This window comes from Acidovorax delafieldii 2AN (assembly GCF_000175235.1).
In the GTDB taxonomy this organism is placed as follows: domain Bacteria; phylum Pseudomonadota; class Gammaproteobacteria; order Burkholderiales; family Burkholderiaceae_C; genus Acidovorax; species Acidovorax delafieldii_B.
In genome coordinates, this window is record NZ_ACQT01000064.1 from 1 (window position 1) to 17,864 (window position 17,864).

At 62.9% G+C, this 17,864-nt stretch carries 17 protein-coding genes and 1 pseudogene; 11 read left to right on the top strand and 7 right to left on the bottom strand.

What is annotated here, in order from left to right; translation table 11 throughout:
* On the bottom strand, positions 1-1,167 hold a 1,167-nt coding region (gene cofG, locus ACDELDRAFT_RS10415), incomplete at its 3' end, for a 7,8-didemethyl-8-hydroxy-5-deazariboflavin synthase CofG (RefSeq protein ID WP_005796360.1).
* Complete coding sequence (locus ACDELDRAFT_RS10420; RefSeq protein ID WP_005796362.1) at positions 1,164-2,036, bottom strand: LLM class flavin-dependent oxidoreductase; 873 nt, start codon at positions 2,034-2,036, stop codon at positions 1,164-1,166. The genes cofG and ACDELDRAFT_RS10420, both read right to left, overlap by 4 nt.
* 107 nt (positions 2,037-2,143) lie before the next feature.
* On the opposite strand from ACDELDRAFT_RS10420, the gene ACDELDRAFT_RS10425 reads away from it, so the two are divergent.
* On the top strand, positions 2,144-3,085 hold the full coding sequence (locus tag ACDELDRAFT_RS10425; RefSeq protein ID WP_081470109.1) for a LysR family transcriptional regulator: 942 nt from the start codon (positions 2,144-2,146) through the stop codon (positions 3,083-3,085).
* Positions 3,086-3,137: 52 nt separating this feature from the next.
* On the opposite strand, the gene ACDELDRAFT_RS10430 is transcribed toward ACDELDRAFT_RS10425, so the two are convergent.
* Genes ACDELDRAFT_RS10430 through ACDELDRAFT_RS10445 form a run of 4 tightly spaced genes read right to left on the bottom strand, consistent with a single transcriptional unit; the run spans position 3,138 to position 5,826 of the window.
* Entirely contained in the window at positions 3,138-4,043 is a 906-nt protein-coding gene (locus ACDELDRAFT_RS10430; RefSeq protein ID WP_005796364.1) for an NAD(P)-dependent oxidoreductase, read from the bottom strand.
* On the bottom strand, positions 4,040-4,366 hold the full coding sequence (locus ACDELDRAFT_RS10435; RefSeq protein WP_005796365.1) for a carboxymuconolactone decarboxylase family protein: 327 nt from the start codon (positions 4,364-4,366) through the stop codon (positions 4,040-4,042). The genes ACDELDRAFT_RS10430 and ACDELDRAFT_RS10435 overlap by 4 nt, the downstream gene beginning before the upstream one ends.
* Before the next feature lie 40 nt (positions 4,367-4,406).
* Complete coding sequence (locus tag ACDELDRAFT_RS10440; protein WP_005796366.1) at positions 4,407-4,991, bottom strand: nuclear transport factor 2 family protein; 585 nt, start codon at positions 4,989-4,991, stop codon at positions 4,407-4,409.
* Between the two features lie 34 nt (positions 4,992-5,025).
* A complete protein-coding gene (locus ACDELDRAFT_RS10445; protein ID WP_005796368.1) occupies positions 5,026-5,826 on the bottom strand; it encodes an enoyl-CoA hydratase/isomerase family protein in 801 nt (266 codons plus the stop codon).
* Between the two features lie 88 nt (positions 5,827-5,914).
* Between ACDELDRAFT_RS10445 and ACDELDRAFT_RS10450 the strand changes: the two genes are divergently transcribed.
* The 3 genes and pseudogenes from ACDELDRAFT_RS10450 to ACDELDRAFT_RS10460 all read left to right on the top strand — a co-directional run bounded on the left by ACDELDRAFT_RS10450 (position 5,915) and on the right by ACDELDRAFT_RS10460 (position 9,454).
* The gene (locus tag ACDELDRAFT_RS10450; protein WP_005796369.1) at positions 5,915-6,895 is read left to right on the top strand and encodes a Bug family tripartite tricarboxylate transporter substrate binding protein; all 981 of its coding nucleotides are present in this window, start codon (positions 5,915-5,917) and stop codon (positions 6,893-6,895) included.
* Positions 6,892-7,923, top strand: coding sequence for a zinc-binding dehydrogenase (locus ACDELDRAFT_RS10455; RefSeq protein ID WP_040328771.1), 1,032 nt, complete (start codon positions 6,892-6,894; stop codon positions 7,921-7,923). Before ACDELDRAFT_RS10450 ends, ACDELDRAFT_RS10455 begins: the two co-directional genes overlap by 4 nt.
* 56 nt (positions 7,924-7,979) lie before the next feature.
* Positions 7,980-9,454, top strand: a pseudogene (locus ACDELDRAFT_RS10460) (aldehyde dehydrogenase).
* A gap of 89 nt (positions 9,455-9,543) precedes the next feature.
* Here the strand turns inward: ACDELDRAFT_RS10460 and ACDELDRAFT_RS10465 are convergent.
* Positions 9,544-10,305, bottom strand: coding sequence for an SDR family NAD(P)-dependent oxidoreductase (locus tag ACDELDRAFT_RS10465; protein ID WP_005796373.1), 762 nt, complete (start codon positions 10,303-10,305; stop codon positions 9,544-9,546).
* A gap of 88 nt (positions 10,306-10,393) precedes the next feature.
* Here ACDELDRAFT_RS10465 and ACDELDRAFT_RS10470 point away from each other — a divergent pair, with 88 nt between their 5' ends.
* From ACDELDRAFT_RS10470 to ACDELDRAFT_RS10500, 7 genes are all read left to right on the top strand, one after another.
* Positions 10,394-11,953 (top strand): carboxylesterase/lipase family protein, encoded by a 1,560-nt coding sequence (locus ACDELDRAFT_RS10470; protein WP_005796375.1) that lies wholly within the window; start codon positions 10,394-10,396, stop codon positions 11,951-11,953.
* Between the two features lie 98 nt (positions 11,954-12,051).
* The gene (locus ACDELDRAFT_RS10475; RefSeq protein ID WP_005796376.1) at positions 12,052-13,443 is read left to right on the top strand and encodes an MmgE/PrpD family protein; all 1,392 of its coding nucleotides are present in this window, start codon (positions 12,052-12,054) and stop codon (positions 13,441-13,443) included.
* Positions 13,444-13,507: 64 nt separating this feature from the next.
* Positions 13,508-14,257 carry an SDR family NAD(P)-dependent oxidoreductase gene (locus tag ACDELDRAFT_RS10480; protein ID WP_005796378.1) on the top strand — a complete coding sequence of 250 codons (750 nt, stop codon included), beginning with the start codon at positions 13,508-13,510 and terminating at the stop codon, positions 14,255-14,257.
* Positions 14,258-14,270: 13 nt separating this feature from the next.
* Positions 14,271-15,479 (top strand): CaiB/BaiF CoA transferase family protein, encoded by a 1,209-nt coding sequence (locus ACDELDRAFT_RS10485; protein WP_005796379.1) that lies wholly within the window; start codon positions 14,271-14,273, stop codon positions 15,477-15,479.
* Positions 15,476-16,360 (top strand): FAS1-like dehydratase domain-containing protein, encoded by an 885-nt coding sequence (locus ACDELDRAFT_RS10490; protein ID WP_005796381.1) that lies wholly within the window; start codon positions 15,476-15,478, stop codon positions 16,358-16,360. Before ACDELDRAFT_RS10485 ends, ACDELDRAFT_RS10490 begins: the two co-directional genes overlap by 4 nt.
* A 12-nt stretch (positions 16,361-16,372) precedes the next feature.
* The gene (locus ACDELDRAFT_RS10495) at positions 16,373-17,227 is read left to right on the top strand and encodes an HpcH/HpaI aldolase/citrate lyase family protein (RefSeq protein WP_005796383.1); all 855 of its coding nucleotides are present in this window, start codon (positions 16,373-16,375) and stop codon (positions 17,225-17,227) included.
* A gap of 157 nt (positions 17,228-17,384) precedes the next feature.
* Positions 17,385-17,864, top strand: a 480-nt coding sequence (locus tag ACDELDRAFT_RS10500; protein WP_005796384.1) for a biotin carboxylase N-terminal domain-containing protein, incomplete at its 3' end; no start/stop codon positions are given.

Genomic DNA, 17,864 nt, shown 5'->3' on the forward strand with positions numbered 1-17,864 from the left:
CGGTGCGTCGCCGCCTGCCGCCCAGGCGCCGGTGCGCGGATAGCCTTCGGCATCGGTGTCGCGCCGCACGCGCGTGGCCAGGTCCTGGACCAGCCAACGCGGAGCATCCAGGCAGTAGGAAGGGTAGAGCGCGAGGCGCTCGACCAGCTCGTACCCTGCGGCGCGTGTGGCGGTTTCCAGCGCGGCAATTGCAGGCCAGGATTTTTCCGGGTTCACATGGTCGGGCGTGACCGGAGAGATGCCGCCCCAGTCGTTGATGCCGGCCGATAGCAGCAGCGGGTAGTTTTGGTCGGAGAGATTCGGTGGCACCTGGATGTTGGCCTCGCCCCCCAGGATCAGGCGAGCGCTGGCCACCGTCCAAAGCAGATCGTCGAGATCGGGCTCGACGCAGCCGGCCATGCGCGTGCCGGGCTTGGCGCGGAAGTTCTGGACGATCACCTCCTGGATATGGCCGTGGCGACGGTGCAGATCGCGCAGCGCGAGCAGGGACTCGATGCGCTCCTGCCGTGTCTCGCCGATGCCGATCAGGATGCCGCTGGTGAAGGGCACCGCCTGTTCGCCGGCTGCGGCGATCGTCGCCAGCCGCGCCGCCGGCGCCTTGTCGGGCGAACCGTAGTGCGGTCCGCCGCGTTCGCACAGGCGTTCGGACACGGACTCCAGCATCAGTCCCTGCGACAGCGAGACCGTGCGCAGCCGGGCGATGTCCTCGCGCGCCATCACACCGGCGTTCACATGCGGATAGAGCGAGGTTTCGCGCAGCACCAGCGCGCACATTGCCGCCACATAGTCCACTGTGCTGGCGTACCCCAGGCGCTGCAGTTCCGTGCGTGCTGCCTCGTAGCGCAGCTCGGGCTTGTCGCCCAGCGTGAACAGGGCCTCGCGGCAGCCCGCGGCCTGGCCGGCGCGCGCGATCGCCAGCACCTCGTCGGGCGTGAGGTAGGCGCGTTCCAGACGGGACGGAACGGTGGCGAAGGTGCAATAGGCGCAGCTGTCGCGGCATAACCGGGTCAGCGGGATGAAGACCTTGCGTGAATAGCTCACGCGCACGCCGTGCGCCGATTGGGCTAGTGCCCGCGCCTGCGCCAGCAACTCCGGCAGCGGCATACCATCCAGGTGCCCGGTGAGGGCCGAGGGGGAAAGCGCTTCGAGTTCGCGTGCGCAGATCATGGCTGGATCCTCAGGGCCTTGGCAATCTCCTCGAGGCGGCGGTATTTCTGTTCGAGCGTCATGTCGAAGTCATGCTCGCCCTGGAAAGTTTCACTGGGGATGACCAGGGTATCGAAGCCGGAATCGAAATAGGGGCGCAGTTCGTCGAGTGTTGGCTCACCCCATACTCGGGCCTGGAACGAGTAGGGAGCGCTCAGACCTTTGGCTTCGCGGATCTGGCGGATCTGGTTCCTCAGCCCTATGGCCTCCTCCGGCTTGACCATGGGTCCGTACCAGCCATCGCCCACCGTGGCGGCGCGTTCGAGTGCCTTGGGGCCGGTGCCGCCGAACACCAGCGGGACGCGCACCGGCTCTTCGGTCACGCGCAAGGCCTTGAACGGGTAGGCGGGGCCATCGTTGTGGACCCACTCGCCGGCCAGCAGCGGCGGCAGTACACGCAGCGATTCGTTGTAGCGCTTGTGCCGCTCCGCAGGGGGCACTCCCAGGTTTGCGGCCTCTTCGTCCCACCAGCCCGCGCCAATGCCCAGGCTGAAGCGGCCACCGCCGATCTGCTGGGCGCTGACGGCGGCGCGCGCCGTTGCCACCGGATGGCGCAGCGGCAGGAGGTAGATGCCAGTGGTGACCCGAAGCCGGCTGGTGGCACCGAGAATGCCGCCGACCATGGTCCACATGTCGTACATCTTGCGCGCGATCGTATGCACCGGCACACGGGTCTTTCCTTCATCGTGAGGATGGACGGATTCGAATTCGCGCGGCTCGAGAATGTGCTCTCCAAGCCAGATGCCGTCGAAGCCGAGCGCGTCGGCATGCCGTGCGAGCGGAACGATGTGGTCGGGACGAAAGCCATAGGTGGCAATTCCAAAGCGCATGGGTGTTTCCTGAAAAATACGGAGAAGCAGCGTGACGGGACCGTGGCGAAACCGTGATGTCGTGGCACACGGCGGTAGGGTGATGTCAGAATAAAAAGCTTGCTTGCATGCGTCCAATGGCGATTTGGAATGCGTGCGATCCGATTCGTGAATGCCTGTCTGCAATGCTTGATCTCACCCATCTGCGAACCTTCGTTGCCGTCGTGCAGGAAGGCCATCTGACCCGCGCCGCCGAGCGTTTGCACATGAGCCAGCCGGCGGCCAGCCACCATATCCGTGCACTGGAGGATCATTTCGGCGTGGCCTTGTTCATCCGCAATGCGCGCGGGCTGGAGCCCACGGCGGCGGGTCTGCGCCTGGCGCAGGGCGCGAACCGGGTGCTCAGTAGCACGATGGAGCTCGACGGGCTGGCGCGCGAGCTGCAAGGCAGCCTCTCCGGCCGGCTGGTGATCGGCACCGTGGATGAGCCGAATCTGTTTCGCCGGCTGGCAGCGTTGGTGCAGTGGGTGCGGCAGCACCACCCCCTGGTGGAGCTGTGCATCGAGGGGCGCAATTCACGTGCGGTCACGCAGGGGCTGCATGCCGGCGAAATCGATGTGGGCTTCTTTGTCGGCGCGGCGCTGCCGCAGGGCATGGATGGGTTCCAGGTCGGCGCGCTAGAGTTCGTGCTGGCGGCGCCGTCTCATTGGCGCGAGCAACTGCGCGGTGCCGACTGGAGCGATCTGGCAGCCTTGCCCTGGATCGTCCTGTCGGCGGGCACTGCGCATGCCGACATCGTCGAGGGCTTGTTCCGTCCGCACGGTCTGAAGGTGAATGTGGCCCTGGAGGTCAGCAACGAGGCATTGCTGCGGGCCATGATCCGCGGAGGTGTTGGCATGGGCTTCGTGCGCGATGGATCTGCCCGGGAGGACGTGGAAAACGGCCTGTTGTGCACCGTTGCCGACATCTCATCCACGACCGGATTGCAGTGCGGCGTTCTGCGCATCCGGCAATCCGATCCCATCGTGCAGATGCTGCTTACCGGACTGCACTCGATTCAGGAAACTTGAGTCCAGTGCGCACCAAAAACCCAGGCTGCGTGGCGACCTGGCTGGGCAACTATTATTCTCGTGATTTTGCCGCTGCGGGAACTACGTGCGTTCCTGCAAGCCGATCCATCACCAGTGCCGCGGTATGCACCTGTGCTTCCATGCCCATTTCGCTGATGCACATCTGGTAGACCTCTCGAGCCAAGTTGCCGAAGAACAATGGCACACCCGAAGCCGTAGCCAGATCGCAGGCGAGCCGCATGTCCTTGTGCATCAGACCCAGGGTAAAGCCCACGTTGAGTTGCCCCTTGATGATCTGAGGCGCCATGAACTTTTCCGTAAATGCATTGCGTGCCCCGCCCGCGAGCAGAATCTCGCAGGCACGTTCGGGCGCTATGCCGTTCTTGGCTGCGAGTGCCACGGCCTCCAACGTAAGGAGGCGTTGCGCACCCGACAGATGGTTGTTCACGAGTTTCATCACTTGGCCCGCGCCAACACCACCGGCGTGGAACACGTTGCCGCTGATGGCCGCGAGCACCGGCTGAATCCGCTCCAGCTCTTTCACCTCTGCACCGACCATGATGGCAATGGTTCCTGCCTCGGCACCCAGCACCCCGCCGCTGACTGGTGCGTCGATCAGTGCCACATCGCGTGCCGCCAGTTGTGCTGCCATCGCACGTGTGGCGTTCGGATCGCCCGTGCTCTGGTCCACGAGGAGCGTTCCGGGTCGAAGGGCCGTCTCAAGTCCGTGTGGGCCGAAAATGGCTTCGTGGACATGGGTGGACATCGGAAGGCAGAGAAAGATCACCTCGCAGTTGGAGGCCAACTTTTGTAGAGTGGCACAGGTATGGGCACCCCGCTCGGCCATGCGGGTGACGGCAGCTTGATTCAAGTCATAGACATGCAGTGGATAGCTGAGCTGCAGGCGGCGCGCAAGGGCGCCGCCCATGCTGCCGAGGCCGACGTAGCCGATGTTCATTTCTGCTCCGCGAATACTTCACGGGCCTTCAGTGCTGCCGACACGGCACTGGGCCAGCCAGCATAGAACGCCATGTGGGTGATCATCTCCACGAGTTCCTCTTGGGTGACGCCGTTGCCCAGCGCACGCGGGAAATGGGTGCTCATCTGTTCTGTCTTGCCCATGGCCACAAGCGCAGCGCAGGTGATCAGGCTGCGGTCCCGCTTGGAAAGTTGGGGGCGTTCCCAAACGTCGCCGAACAGCACCTTGTCATTCAGTTCGGCCAGCTTGGGCGCGATTTCACCCAGCAACTGGCGGGCAGCATTGGATTTGGCTGTACTCATGGTTTGTTCCCAGTGGCAATGTGGAAAAGAGGGCTCGCGGTCAGGCGGGATGGGTGGGCCTGGGGGCGAGGACCGCAGCTTTGGCGAAAAGCTCGTCGCGGCTGCTGTAGCTGGGGTCTGCGCCACCGCGGCTGCCCCAGGTGGTCGAGGCAGCGGATGAGCGCACTCCGCCAAGAGCCACCGAGGTAGAGCTGGTTTCGAGCACCACGACGCGATGCGCCACGCGCCATTCACCATGGCGGCGCTCGAACTGGTCGGCGTATCGGCCCCAGGCTTCGCGGCACATCTGGTCACTGGGCTGCAAGGCAGGGCGTTCAATGTCGGTCGGCGGACGCAGGCGGCGGCTGACGAAGTAGGTCTCCACGAAAGCATGGTCTGGCCCGGCGAATTCGATCAGGCAGTTGCCCAGAAAATGCATGGAGTTGTCGACATTGGCGAAGCGCTTGTCCAGCCATTCGATCAAGCCGCCGATCCCCCCTCTGTAGTCGCCGTGCTGGTCGTACGCATCGGGGTGGTAGGTGGAACGAACCAAGTCCCAGTCGCCGCGGTCGACCCCGCGGGCATAGCGGCACAGGCTGTCCTGGATTTCGGCGCGGTCGGTCAAACGCTGAAGAGCTTCGTTCATCGGTCGGTTCCTCATAGATATTGAGTGAAATGGCTCAATTGCTGGCAGAGGCGGATGATGCCTCGCCAGATACGAACTGCTGAACACCTGCCAACATTGCAGGCGACTCGTTGCGATAGCGGAACTGCATCCAGCGCTCCATCTGCAGGCCGTCCTTGAGCGGTAGTTCCAGCGCTCGGCGCGCCATGAATTTCATGGAGGCCAGCGCATGGGCATCGGATGTGGCGATGTCCTGGGCCAAAGCCAGTGTTGCCGCATCCAGTTCGGGGCCTGGGACCGCCCAGGAGGCCAGGCCAATGCGCTCGGCTTCGCGGCCATTCATGCGGCGGCCGGTAGTCAAGTAGTACATGGCGCGCGCCATGCCAATCTTGCGCGGTAGCCGTTGCGAACTGCCGCCGCTGGGCAGTAAGTTTTTGCGCATGTGCTCGTCCCCGATCTGCGCATCTTCGTCGGCAACGATCAGGTCGCATGCAAGCGCCAGTTCCAATCCGCCCGCGACAGCGTAGCCGTTGATGCTGGCAATGACGATCTGGCGCGCCGACTCCAGCGCTTCGAAGGCGGACTGCATGCGGTCCTGGTTGCGTAGATGCGCCGCAGGGTCGTGGAGTACGCCGCTCTCCGCGAGCCATTTCAGGTCGCTTCCAGCGCAAAAGGCCCGACCAGTGCCACGGATGACGATGACGCGAATGTCCCGCTCGGGTTCAGAGCACTCCCGGACTGCCAACTCCAGGGCAGCCAACGTCGGGCCGTCCAGCGCGTTCATTCTTTCGGGGCGATTGAGGGTAATGACACGCACGCGAGAGGGCTGATCTTCCACGAGCAACGAATGGGTCATAGGCATTGCATCCATACATATTTTACGTACAATCGATAATGCATTATGCAGTATTGAAGAAAACTTCACCAACTAGGAGGCAACAACCATGGACTACTCTCGTCGGAGTTTGCTTGCAACGGCCGCGTTCGGCGCGGCATCGGCTTTGTCGCCAATGGCATTCGCCCAGGCTTTTCCTGACAAAAGCAAGCCAATCCGTGCCATTGCTCCTTTTGGAGCAGGAACCTCCGCCGACGTTCTTGCACGGGCGATTGCCCGGGCCATGGGGGAGCTCTATGGCGTCAATGTGGTGATCGACAACCGCGTCGGTGCTGACGGCGTCATTGGTGTGCAGGCGGTCAAGGCTTCGCCGCCAGATGGGTACACCGTTTTCATCACCAGCCTTTCGACACAGGTGGTCAATCCTCACACCTTCAAAAAGCTGCCTTACGACCCCATGGCGGATCTGATCCCCCTGGCTGGGGTGGGGAAGACGGCATTGATGCTGAACATGGGGCCCTCCACCACCTTTAAGACAGCCCGTGAATTCATTGCGGCTGCAAAGGCAAATCCCGGCAAATACACCATCGGCAGCGGGACAGCTACGACGCGCATGGCGGGCGAAATGTTTTCGCGTGCAGCGGGTGTGCAGACTCTCAGCGTGCCCTATAAGGCGCTGGTTGACGCAATGACTAATCTGGCTGGCGGTCAGATTGATGCTGTGCTGGTTGATGCTGCGGTTGCGGGACCTTTTTACAAGCAAGGCGTGCGCGCGGTGGCTACCACTGGAGCTACCCGGCCGGCATTGATGCCCCAGGTTCCGACGCTTCAGGAAGAAGGATTATCCGGTTTCGAGGTCGTTGGCTGGTTTGCTGCTTATGCACCTGCAAAGACGCCGCCTGCCACGGTCGCCGTCCTGAGAGACATGGTGAGCAAAGCTGTCAAGAGCAAGTACGTCACGGATGTCTACACCAACTTTTCCATGGAGCCGCTTGATTTCAGTGGCAATGAGTTGGATGCCTTTCAGCGGGCGGAATTTGAGAAATGGGGTAACGCCGTGCAAGCTGCGGGTCTGGCGGGTACGCTATGAAGGGGCTCGTATTTCTTGGCGACCGGCGTCTGGCTTTCGTCGATGTTGCAGATCCGACACCGGGTCATGGTGAAGTGGTGGTTGCAATCAAGGCCTCTGGAATGTGCGGCAGCGATCTGCATCCGTACCGGGCTCCGCACGATCCGGCCATTGCCATCGGCAGCCGCTTTATCGGCGGCCATGAGCCGGCGGGCATCGTTGTCGCCGTCGGTCCGGGCGTGCCAACCCATGTGGCCAAAGAGGGGGATCGGGTAATGGTCCACCATTACCACGGCTGCACGGTCTGCGCGCACTGCCGCACGGGTTGGCCCCAGCTTTGCCGGCCCGCAATGCGTAAGGTATCGAGCGTCAACGTGCATGGTGCCCATGCGCCCTATATGACGACGCCAGCATCGACTTTGGTGCCGTTACACGACACCCTCAGTTTCGAAGCTGGCGCCGCCATTGCCTGCGGAACAGGCACGGCCTGGGGGGCGCTGGAGCGCTTGCAGCTAGGCGGAGATGAGACCGTTGCCGTTTTTGGTCAAGGGCCCGTGGGCTTGTCCGTGACCATGCTGGCGGCTGCGCGCGGTGCCCGGGTTGTTGCGATCGACCTCGACAATGACCGGCTGGCACTCGCCACCTCATTCGGCGCGCACGCGGTGATCAATGCGCGTGATACTGATCCTGCGCAGGCATTGCGCGATTTCACGGGCGGCAGGGGGGTACAGGCAGTTGTTGAGACCTCAGGCTCTCCGCAGGCGGCTGCGGCAGGGCTCGCTGCTGTAGCTGTGTGGGGAAAAATCTGCATGGTCGGCATCGGTGCGACGCTGAACCTAGACCTTCGGGCGCTGCTGGACCGCCAGGTCACGGTGATGACGTCGTATTCCATGTCGAGTGTGGGTCAGCAGGATTGCGCGGATTTCGTGGTCGAACGTGGACTCGACGTTGACCGCCTTTTCACGCACCGGTGGCGCTTGGAGCAGGCCGAGGAAGCCTATCGCGTGTTTGATGCGCAGGCCAGCGGCAAGGGTGTTTTCGTTTTCTGAGTTTGTCAATGAATAAACGACTCGATATTGATGTAAGCGAACACAAGGAGACATGAATGAGCATTGATCGAACCATACGGCTTGCGCACCCGGATTGCCTGTTCATCGATGGGCACTGGGTTCGGCCGTCCACAGCCGCGACGTTCGATGTGCTCAACTGCAGCACGGAGGAGGTGGTCGCCCGCGTGACCAGGGCCGAGTCCAATGACGCCATGCTTGCCGTGGCTGCTGCCCGCAAGGCGTTCGACCAGGGGCCATGGCCGCGCATGAAGCCCGAGCAGCGCGCCGAGTATCTGGAAAAAATCGCCAAGCGGTTCGAGGAACTCAATGATGAGTTCGCGCGGATCTGGTCCATCGAGTCCGGCATCGTCTACAAGGTCGCGCAGCCGCGCATCGGTCTTTTCCTGAGCGGAGCGTTCCGCCAGTACATGGCGATGGCCGGCACCTTTCCGTTCGTCGAATCGAGGAAGTCCGTCACCGGCCACCAGGCGTACTGTGTCCATGAGCCGGTAGGTGTCGTGCTTGCCATCGTTCCCTGGAACGGCCCCGCAGGCCTGATGGCCTACAAGATCGCTCCGGCACTGCTCGCAGGATGCACGGTGATCATCAAATCCTCGCCCGAAGCCCCGTGCTCCGCATACCTGTTTGCGCAAATGTGCGAAGAGATCGGGCTTCCTCCCGGGGTGGTCAATGTGGTCACGGCCGACCGGGATGTCTCGGAGCAACTGGTCCAAAACCCAGGCGTGGACAAGATCACCTTTACGGGTTCAACCGCCGCGGGCCGCAAGATTGCAGCCTCCGCCGCGGAGCGGGTCGCACGTGTGACCTTGGAGCTGGGAGGAAAGTCTCCGGCGCTCATTCTCGACGACTACGACGTCGAAGCCGCCGCCAAGACTATCGGCAATTCTTACTTTGGCTACCTGTCCGGGCAGGTTTGCCACAGCCTGACGCGGATCATCGTGCCCAGGGCAAAGCACGATGCGATGGTGGACGCGCTGTGCGACGTGGCGCGCACGATGGTGCTCGGTGACCCGTTCGATCCCGCATCCACCGCGGGTCCTCTGGCAACGGCCCGCCAGCGCGAAACGGTGGAAAGCTATGTCGCCAAGGGCATTGAGCAAGGCGCGACGCTGGCGATAGGCGGCAAGCGCCCGACGCACCTGCAGCGTGGCTTTTTTTCGAACCCACGGTGTTTGCGAACGTGGACAACCGCTCCGTCATTGCCCAGGAGGAAATCTTCGGTCCTGTGCTGTCCGTCATCCCGGCGGCCAGCGAGGCGCATGCCATCGAACTGGCCAACGACACGATTTTTGGTTTGAACGCTGCCGTCTTCACCCACGATGCACAGCGTGCCACAGAGGTGGCCCGCTGCCTGCGTGCGGGTTCCGTAGGCCACAACGCATCGCGCACCGATTTCTCGATTGGCTTTGGTGGCTTCAAGCAGTCCGGACTTGGCCGTGAAGGGGGCGTGGAAGGCCTGATGGCGTTCCTCGAATCCAAAACCATTGTCCTGGACCGGCAAGCGAACTGATATTCAAAGCAAAGACTGACGGCACCTGCACGAACAGGTGCTGGTACATGCCGCTGTGCGGGCAGTCATCCTGTTGGTTGGATGCCGGCTCAAAGGTAGCGTGCGGTCAGGCCACCATCGACCACGAGGGTCTCGCCTGTCACATAGCTCGCCATGTCCGATAGCAAGAACAGTGTCACCTGCGCAACTTCATCCGCAGTGCCCACGCGCTTGAGTGCCGTCTTTTCATTGGCTGGCTGCTGGAAGGAGGGGGTTGTTTGCAGTGGGGTGTCGATGATGCCAGGTGCAACCGCATTCACACGCACACCGAGTGGGCCCAGATCTAGCGCCAGGGCTCGGGCCATGTTGATGACGGCAGCCTTGGACGCGGCGTAGCCTACCCGGCTTTCCTTGGCCATGAGGCCGGCGATCGACGCCATGAGGACGAGCGCGCCACGCCTGCCTTCGGCCAGTTGCCGGGCGGCGGCCCGGCAGAAGTACAGCATGCCATGCAGGTTGACGTCCATCACACCGTGCCATTGCTCGTTCGTGATGTCGAGGATGTGGGCAGCCAGCCCCCGGCCGGCGTTGGCTACCGCATGGGTGATGAGTCCGTGATCGGCCCGGATTTGGGCAAGGCATGCGTCGACGGCCGCTGAATCGCGGACATCCATGAGGTAGCCGTAGCGCGATGGGGCGTCAGCCCCAGTGCCATAGACCTCTTGCACAGCTGTTTCAAGCTTGTGTGCGTCGAAGTCCAGCAGCAGGGGCGTTGCTCCCGCGGCGCGCAATTGTTTGCAGATGGCCAGACCGATGCCGGACGCTGCGCCAGTGACTGGCACGAGGGCGGATTCTAGATTCCAGGAAGTCATGAGGGGGCTCGTTTGAGTGAAGCGACTGGTAGACGGCAGTTGCGGTATATGTGATTTACATTATGCATAATGCATTATAAACCGTACCATGATTGAAATCGAGAGCGGAAAACTGCGCGGTCGATATGTCGAGGGAGTGTTCAGCTTCCGGGGCATCCCTTACGCCGCAGATACCGGCGGGGCGCATCGCTTCATGGCGCCGCAGCCGGTGGTGAACTGGGCGGGGGTGAGGGATGCGTTCGCCGAGGGAGATCGCTGCCCGCAGGTTGAGGAGCGCATTTCGCAGATGCCGATGTTTGCATGGTACGCGCAGGACTCCTCCTTTAGCGAGAACTGTTGCGTGCTCAATGTCTTCACGCCGGGGCTGCAACCCGGCGCGCGGCGCCCGGTCATGTTCTACATCCATGGCGGAGGCTATGCAAGCGGCGGGGGCGGAGGGTCTGTGCTCGACGGCAGCAAGCTGGCGGCCATGGGAGACGTGGTCGTGGTCACTGTCAACCACCGGCTGAACGTCTTCGGATACACCTGTCTCGGGCATCTGGACGCCGAGCAGTTCGGAGATGCGGCCAATGCCGGCCAGTTGGATCTGGTGGCCGCGCTCCAATGGGTGCAGCGAAACATTACGGCCTTTGGCGGCGATCCCGGCAATGTGACCTTGATCGGCGAATCCGGTGGGGGAAACAAGGTCATGGTGTTGCTGACCATGCCCGCGGCCCGCGGACTTTTTCAGAGAGCGATCAACATGAGCGGGGTCTCCGGGTTGCAGGTCGCCGCCCCGGAGCAAACCGAGCCCTATGTCGACGCGCTATTGAAGACGCTGGGGATCGGCAGGGGAGCATTGCACAGACTGCGGACGTTGTCGGCAGAGGCGCTGCTGAGGGCGCGCAATGCGGCCATGAAGGCGGTGCGGGGCGATGGGGCTCAGCCGGTCGTGGACGGTCGGCATGTACAGGAGAGTCCGTTGACGCCTGCGGGCTTGGCACTGCACGCATCCATTCCTCTCATCATCGGCACCACGGACACCGAGGCAACACTCTTTCTGGGGGAGGACAGGCGTAACTTCCAGATCGACGAGGGGGAGTTGAGCGCACGTATCCGAGCGCAATTCGGCATGGATGGCGCGGGCGCTGCAGCGTTGGTGGCCGCCTATCTCCGGGATGATCCGGGTTGCAGCGCGGCGGATGTGCTGGCCTACCTGAGCAGCGACTTGCTGGCGCGGGGGCCGTTGCTGCGCGCGGCCGAGGCCAAGGCCTGCGCTGGTCAGGCCCCGGTGTACGTCTACAACTTCGCCTGGAGGGTGCCTGCCGAGGGTGGGGTGTGGCGCTCCCCGCACATGGTGGACATCCCATTCGCATTCGGCACGGTGGATAGCGCGCGTTGCATGACCGGCTCCGATCCTGGCCGAACCGTGGTGGCGGACAGCTTGATGGCCGCGTTTGTGGCATTTGCCCGCGGCGGCGACCCGAACAATCAGTGCATGCCGCGATGGATGCCGTACGAAACCACAGACAGAGCCACCATGGTGGTGAATGAGCGATGCCGATTGGAGCATGACTTCCGCGGTGCCGGTCGCATTGCGAGCGCGGAGCTGCGCAGCTTTGAGCCTGCGGCCCTGCGACGGGGACCGCTGTTTCGCGGGCCAGACTGATCGAGTTCCTTGAGCGCATGTGAGCAGGAGGGGTTTCCATATCCCCTATTAATAATATATAATGCATTATCGTTTTTGCTTTGAAAGAAACACCTGCCATGACCGATGAATCCTCCGGTCTCGAAGTTGCTGTCGCCCAGTTCGTGGTCGGCTTCGGTTCTTCAGACATTGACGCCGTCGCGCGCGCAAGTGCCCTGAGTCTCATCAAGGATCAGCTTGCCATCCAGGTGGGGGCGTCGCGATTGCCATGGTCCCGGCAGGTGCGGGCCGCGCGTCAACTGCGCCCGGGCAAGTCCACCATCGTTGGGGAGCGGGAGACGGTGGCTGCCGCCGATGCCGCCTACATCAATGCGACATACGGCCATGGCTTCGAGTACGACGACTATGCGGGTAATGCCCACCCCGGCTGCTGTGTGGTGCCGGTTGCCCTTGCCGTCGGCGAGGAGCTTGGTGCGTCGCTGGAGCAGATGCTGGTGGCCATGGTTGCTGGCTACGAGGCCTATGTCCGTATCGGCAGGCTGGGTTCGCCCGACCTGCTGAATGCCGGCTGGCAGCCCCATTCGGTCTTGGCGAATTTTGGTGCCGCGGCAGTTGCCGCCAAGCTGCATGGGCTAGACGCGGAGCGCACGCTGCACGCACTGTCGATTGCACTCAGCCATGCCAGCGGGACAACGGAATATGCCTCGACGGGCGGCTCCATCAAGCGGGCCCATGCTGGCATGGCGGCTCGCAACGGTGTTGAGGCCGTCGATCTGGCGCGTGCAGGCATCACGGGGCCGAGGCGCTTTCTTACCGGGGACCGGGGGCTGTACCGTACCTTTATCCGCAAAGTGGTTACCGATGAGGCGCGCGGAGACTTTCTGCCGGGCCAGCCGCTGCAAATCAGCCAACTTTCGTTCAAGGCCTATTGCTGCTGCGCGGCCAATCATGCCTACATCGAGGGCATGGCCGGGGTGCGATCGCGTGCGGGTAGCATCGAATCCGTGGAGGCCCGCATCCAGACCATGAGCGATGCCATCGTCGGCACCCGCAACGCCCACATTTATCAGCCCCGCAACATCGAGGAATTGCAATATTCGCTGCCTACGCAGATGGCACTGTCGGCCTTGGGGCTGGGCAATGGCTATCGGGTGCACCGCGACTTCCTGGAAGGACGCTTGCAGCTCACGCCGGAGTCTGAGGCGCTGCAGTTTGCGCGCCGCATCAAGTTGACCGTCTCGCGCGAACTGGACGAAAAATACCCGCGCAAATTCGTCGCCGACATGACCGTGCGTTATGCCGACGGAAGCTCGGAAGATATCTTTGTCGATCGCGTCACCGGCCGGCCCGACAAGCCTTACACCCCACAAGAGCACCAGGCCAAGCTCGACGAACTCACGCTCGAAATTCTGGGCCGCGAGCGAGCTAATCAACTGTTCCAGCTGGTCGACAGCTTCCCGTCTCCCAGGCCGGTGGGTGAGCTGACTGCGCTGCTGCGCGTCTCGGAGTAACACGGGCCAAACCCATATCAAGGCAAGGTGCGGAACTTCGCGCACCGATACGAAAGGAATCGAAATGGATCTTGGATTGAAAGACAAGGTGGCCATCGTCACGGGGTCGGCACGCGGCCTTGGCGCGGCCACTGCCAGGCGGTTGGCCCAGGAGGGCGCAAAGGTCGTCATCACCGACATCAATGCCGATCTGGCGCAAGCTACGGCACAGGCGCTGCGTGACGAAGGCTTGGCCGCGCACTGCGTGGTGGGTGATATCACCAAGGCAGCGGATGTTCAGCGACTGGTGGACGAGACCATCGCAAGCTTCGGCGGGGTTCACATCCTCGTGAACAACGCCGGTTCGCCGCGCGACAAGTACCTTGTGAAGATGAGCGAGGAGGATTGGAGCTTCGTCATGGACGTCATGCTCAAGGGCGCCTTCCTTGCCGCCAAGGCCGTCATGCCGCACATGATCGAGCAAGGCTGGGGCCGGGTGATCAACATCAGCTCGCGCGCCCACTTCGGCAACCCGACCCAGGCGAACTACGCGGCCGCCAAGGCTGGTCTGATCGGCTTGGCGAAGGCGCTGTCGATGGAAGAGGGCAGGTACGGCATCACGGTCAACTGCGTCGCCCCGGGCTTCATGGAGACCGAAATGATCCAGGCCTTGCCCACCTATGAGGTGATCAAGGAACGTGCCTTGGCCATGCAGCCGGTCAAGCGTCCGGGGCGCCCCGACGATGTCGCCGATGCCGTGGCCTTCCTCGCCAGCGAGCGCGCCAGCTTCATCAGCGGCGAGGTGCTCCATGTCACCGGCGGCCGCTACGGTTGAGGGAGTGCGTGCGATGAAGGTATTAGAAGGTATCAAGATACTGGATCTGGGACGCTACATTGCGGGACCGTTTTGTGCCGCCTTGCTTGGCGACTACGGCGCCGATGTCATTCGCGTCGACCGCGTGGGTGGAAGCGAGGATCGCCTGATCCTGCCCGTGTCCGAGAACGGCGAGGGAGCGCAGTTTTTGCAGGTCAACCGCAACAAGCGGTCCATCAGCCTGGAGATTGACCAGCCCGAAGGCCAGCAAGTGCTGCATGAGCTGGTACGCCGCGCAGACGTGGTCATCGCCAACATGCCGCCGCGTGTGCTGCAAAACCTGGGCATCGACTACGAGAGCCTGCGCCGCATCAAGCCGGACATCATTCTCACGGCATCGACCGCCTTTGGGACCGCACCCGCGGTGCGCGACCGCGTCGCCTTCGATGGCGTCGGCCAGGCGATCAGCGGCGCCGTGCACCTTGCCGGCCTGCCGGATCACCCGATGAAGGCCATGGTGCCGGTGGTGGACTTCGCTACCGCTCTGTCATGTGCGCTTGGAACCGTGATGGCACTCTACGAGCGCAAGGCCAGCGGCATGGGCCAGGAAGTGGGGGCGTCGCTGCTGCAGACGGCGCTCAATTTCTCCAGCGCTAGCCTGATCGAGGAGGCCGTGCTGCAGGCAGACCGGAAGGCGACGATGAACCGTGCGGCGCAGTACGCTCCTTCGGACATCTTCCGCGCGAAAGACGGCTGGTTCATCACGCAGGTCATCGGCCCGGCCATGTTCAAGCGCTGGGCGCGTCTGATTGGCAGGCCTGAATTGGTCGACGATCCGCGTTTTCAGGACGATTTGCAGCGCGGGCACCATGGCGAATACCTTAGCGACCTGATGAGCGAATGGTGCGCACCCATGACCCGTGCCGAGGCTTTGGCGAAGCTGGAAGGGGCGCGCATTCCCGCTGGCGCGGTGAACTCGCCGCGCGAGGTGTTGCAGGACGAGTCCATCAGCGCAGCCGAGCCCTTCGAGATGATGGAATACCCTGGAGTGAAAACGCCGATCCCCATCGTCAAACCGCCGATTTTCCTGTCTCGTACGCCCGCCGCCGTAGTGCGCAGGCCGCCCCTGGCCGGTGAGCACACGAACGAGGTGCTCATGGAGATCGGCTACTCACCCGACGCCATCGCGCAATTGAGCGAGCGCGGTATTGTCCAGCAGGCTCCAGGGGGGGCTGCAGCATGACAGATGCCGGCACTTCTTTGCGGATCGATCCCGAAATGCTCACCCAACTGCGCGGCTGGGAAGGGCGCAGTGAAACGCATCAAGACCAGATTGCGGCCGCTCCGATGCGTGGTTTGTCGGCGACCCTGGGGCGTCACGATCCATTCCCGGCTGCGGGTGATGAACTCCAGCCTTTGTGGCACTGGCTTTACTTTCTACCGCAGGCGCTCCAGCAGGAGTTGGGCGAAGATGGCCATCCGCGCAAGGGTGGGTTCCTTCCGCCCGTGCCATTGCCGCGCCGCATGTGGGCGGGGGGACGTTTGCAGTGGCTTCAACCGTTGCGTGTGGGCGAGGACGTGAAGAGGACCTCGGAGATTCTTTCCGTGAGCCACAAGTCCGGCCGTAGCGGCGATCTCGTGTTTGCAACGATTCGGCATGAACTTTCGGGTGGCGCGGGTCTTGCAGTGCGCGAGGAGCAGGATATCGTCTACCGTGAAATGGCGCGGCCGGGTGATCCGGCTCCGGCACCGCAGGCACCTCCCGCCGCTGCGCTATGGAGTCGGGAGATCGTCCCTGACCCAGTGCTCTTGTTTCGCTATTCGGCGCTCACCTTCAATGGTCACCGCATTCACTACGACCGCAGCTATGCGGTCGAGTGCGAAGCATATCCTGCGCTGGTTGTCCATGGGCCGCTCATCGCGACCCTGCTCGCCGATCTTGCCCGTCGGGAGTGCCCTGGACACCGCTTTGCCAGCTTCAATTTTCGGGCGGTGCGCCCCTTGTTCGATCGGCATCCGTTTCGTGTGTGCGGTAGGCCGTCGGCCGATGGAAAGAGCGCATTGCTCTGGGCGCAGGATCACGAAGGCTGGTTGGCGATGCAGGCCGAAGTGCAGTTTCAGTAGGGACAGACAGACATGACGAGCACACCCGTTGCGCGCGCGCGCAGCCTTCTCTTTGTCCCCGCAGGGCGACCAGAGCGTTTCGGCAAAGCCCTGGATTCGGGGGCCGACTGCGTGATTCTCGACCTTGAGGATGCCGTGCCCATGGATCAGAAGGAGGCTGCGCGCGACCAATTGGCCGGCCGACTGCCCGGATTCAGCCAGCAACAACTCGCGCGCACTCTGGTGCGTATCAATGCGGCGGACACCTCATGGCATGCGGATGACTTGCGCTTGCTTGCCGAATGGACTTCGCGAGGCCTGGCGGGCGTGATGGTACCCAAGGCCGATGCCGCCCAGGTGTTGAATGCAATCGCGGCATCGTTGGGGCCATCCGCAACTCTGGTGCCTCTGGTCGAATCCCTGGCTGGTCTGGATGCCGCTGACCGTTTGGCAAGCGCTTCGCAAGTTGCGCGTCTGGCGTTCGGCCACCTGGACTTTCAGTTGGATTTGGGCATGCGTTGCGGCGTTAACGAATTGGAGCTGATGCCGGTGCGGTTCGCGCTCGTCGCCGCGTCCCGAAGAGCACTGCTGCAGGCCCCCATCGACGGAGTGACGACCGATACGGGAAACAGCGAACGCTTGCAGGCCGATACCCAGCGTGCCCGAGGCCTTGGGTATGGAGCAAAGTTGTGCATCCATCCGGCGCAGGTCGCTGCTGTCAACGAGGCGTTTTCGCCATCACCGAACGAGGTGGAATGGGCTCGCCGGGTGCTGGCAGCGGCTCAAGCGAATGAAGGGCGGGCGTTTAGTCTGGATGGTCGCATGGTGGATCTTCCGGTCATTCGACTTGCGCAGCAGACGCTGGAGCAAGCGCTCGCGATCCAATAGTTGATTGCCGAGTGTCGTTCTCGGTGGACCAAAGGTCTTTTGTGAATCGACCCGGCTTTCGCTATTCAATCGAAACGCAAGGCTGCACGGCGTGGTTGGAGCAGCCCATGTCGTGAAGCTTCCGTCCTCTATGCATCAAATCATGGCGCGCTCTTCCATGCCTATCAAATCCCTCCTGATCGCCAACCGCTCCGAGATCGCCATCCGCGTCATGCGCGCCGCCTCGGAGATGAACATCCGCACCGTGGCGATCTACTCGCGCGAAGACCGCCTGGCACTGCACCGCTTCAAGGCCGACGAGAGCTACCTGGTGGGCGAGGGCAAGAAGTCCCTGCAGGCCTACCTGGACATCGACGACATCCTGCGCATCGCCCGCGCCGCCCAGGTCGACGCCATCCACCCCGGCTACGGCTTCCTGTCCGAGAACCCCGAGTTCGCCGAGGCCGTGATCGCCGCCGGCATCGAATGGGTGGGGCCGCGTCCCGAGGTCATGCGCACCCTGGGCAACAAGGTCGCGGCGCGCAACGCCGCGGTGGCCGCCGGCGTCCCGGTGATGCCGGCCACACCCCCGCTGCCGCCGGACCTGGACGAGTGCAAGAAGCTCGCCGCCGGCATCGGCTACCCCGTCATGCTCAAG

Coding starts and splice junctions, on each gene's coding strand:
- ACDELDRAFT_RS10475 (WP_005796376.1), top strand. CDS start 12,052: ATGACCGATGAATCCTCCGGTCTCGAAGTTGCTGTCGCCCAGTTCGTG.
- ACDELDRAFT_RS10480 (WP_005796378.1), top strand. CDS start 13,508: ATGGATCTTGGATTGAAAGACAAGGTGGCCATCGTCACGGGGTCGGCA.
- ACDELDRAFT_RS10495 (WP_005796383.1), top strand. CDS start 16,373: ATGACGAGCACACCCGTTGCGCGCGCGCGCAGCCTTCTCTTTGTCCCC.
- ACDELDRAFT_RS10485 (WP_005796379.1), top strand. CDS start 14,271: ATGAAGGTATTAGAAGGTATCAAGATACTGGATCTGGGACGCTACATT.
- ACDELDRAFT_RS10420 (WP_005796362.1), bottom strand. CDS start 2,036: ATGCGCTTTGGAATTGCCACCTATGGCTTTCGTCCCGACCACATCGTT.
- ACDELDRAFT_RS10465 (WP_005796373.1), bottom strand. CDS start 10,305: ATGACTTCCTGGAATCTAGAATCCGCCCTCGTGCCAGTCACTGGCGCA.
- ACDELDRAFT_RS10455 (WP_040328771.1), top strand. CDS start 6,892: ATGAAGGGGCTCGTATTTCTTGGCGACCGGCGTCTGGCTTTCGTCGAT.
- ACDELDRAFT_RS10430 (WP_005796364.1), bottom strand. CDS start 4,043: ATGAACATCGGCTACGTCGGCCTCGGCAGCATGGGCGGCGCCCTTGCG.
- ACDELDRAFT_RS10435 (WP_005796365.1), bottom strand. CDS start 4,366: ATGAGTACAGCCAAATCCAATGCTGCCCGCCAGTTGCTGGGTGAAATC.
- ACDELDRAFT_RS10445 (WP_005796368.1), bottom strand. CDS start 5,826: ATGACCCATTCGTTGCTCGTGGAAGATCAGCCCTCTCGCGTGCGTGTC.
- ACDELDRAFT_RS10425 (WP_081470109.1), top strand. CDS start 2,144: ATGCGTCCAATGGCGATTTGGAATGCGTGCGATCCGATTCGTGAATGC.
- ACDELDRAFT_RS10490 (WP_005796381.1), top strand. CDS start 15,476: ATGACAGATGCCGGCACTTCTTTGCGGATCGATCCCGAAATGCTCACC.
- ACDELDRAFT_RS10450 (WP_005796369.1), top strand. CDS start 5,915: ATGGACTACTCTCGTCGGAGTTTGCTTGCAACGGCCGCGTTCGGCGCG.
- ACDELDRAFT_RS10440 (WP_005796366.1), bottom strand. CDS start 4,991: ATGAACGAAGCTCTTCAGCGTTTGACCGACCGCGCCGAAATCCAGGAC.
- ACDELDRAFT_RS10470 (WP_005796375.1), top strand. CDS start 10,394: ATGATTGAAATCGAGAGCGGAAAACTGCGCGGTCGATATGTCGAGGGA.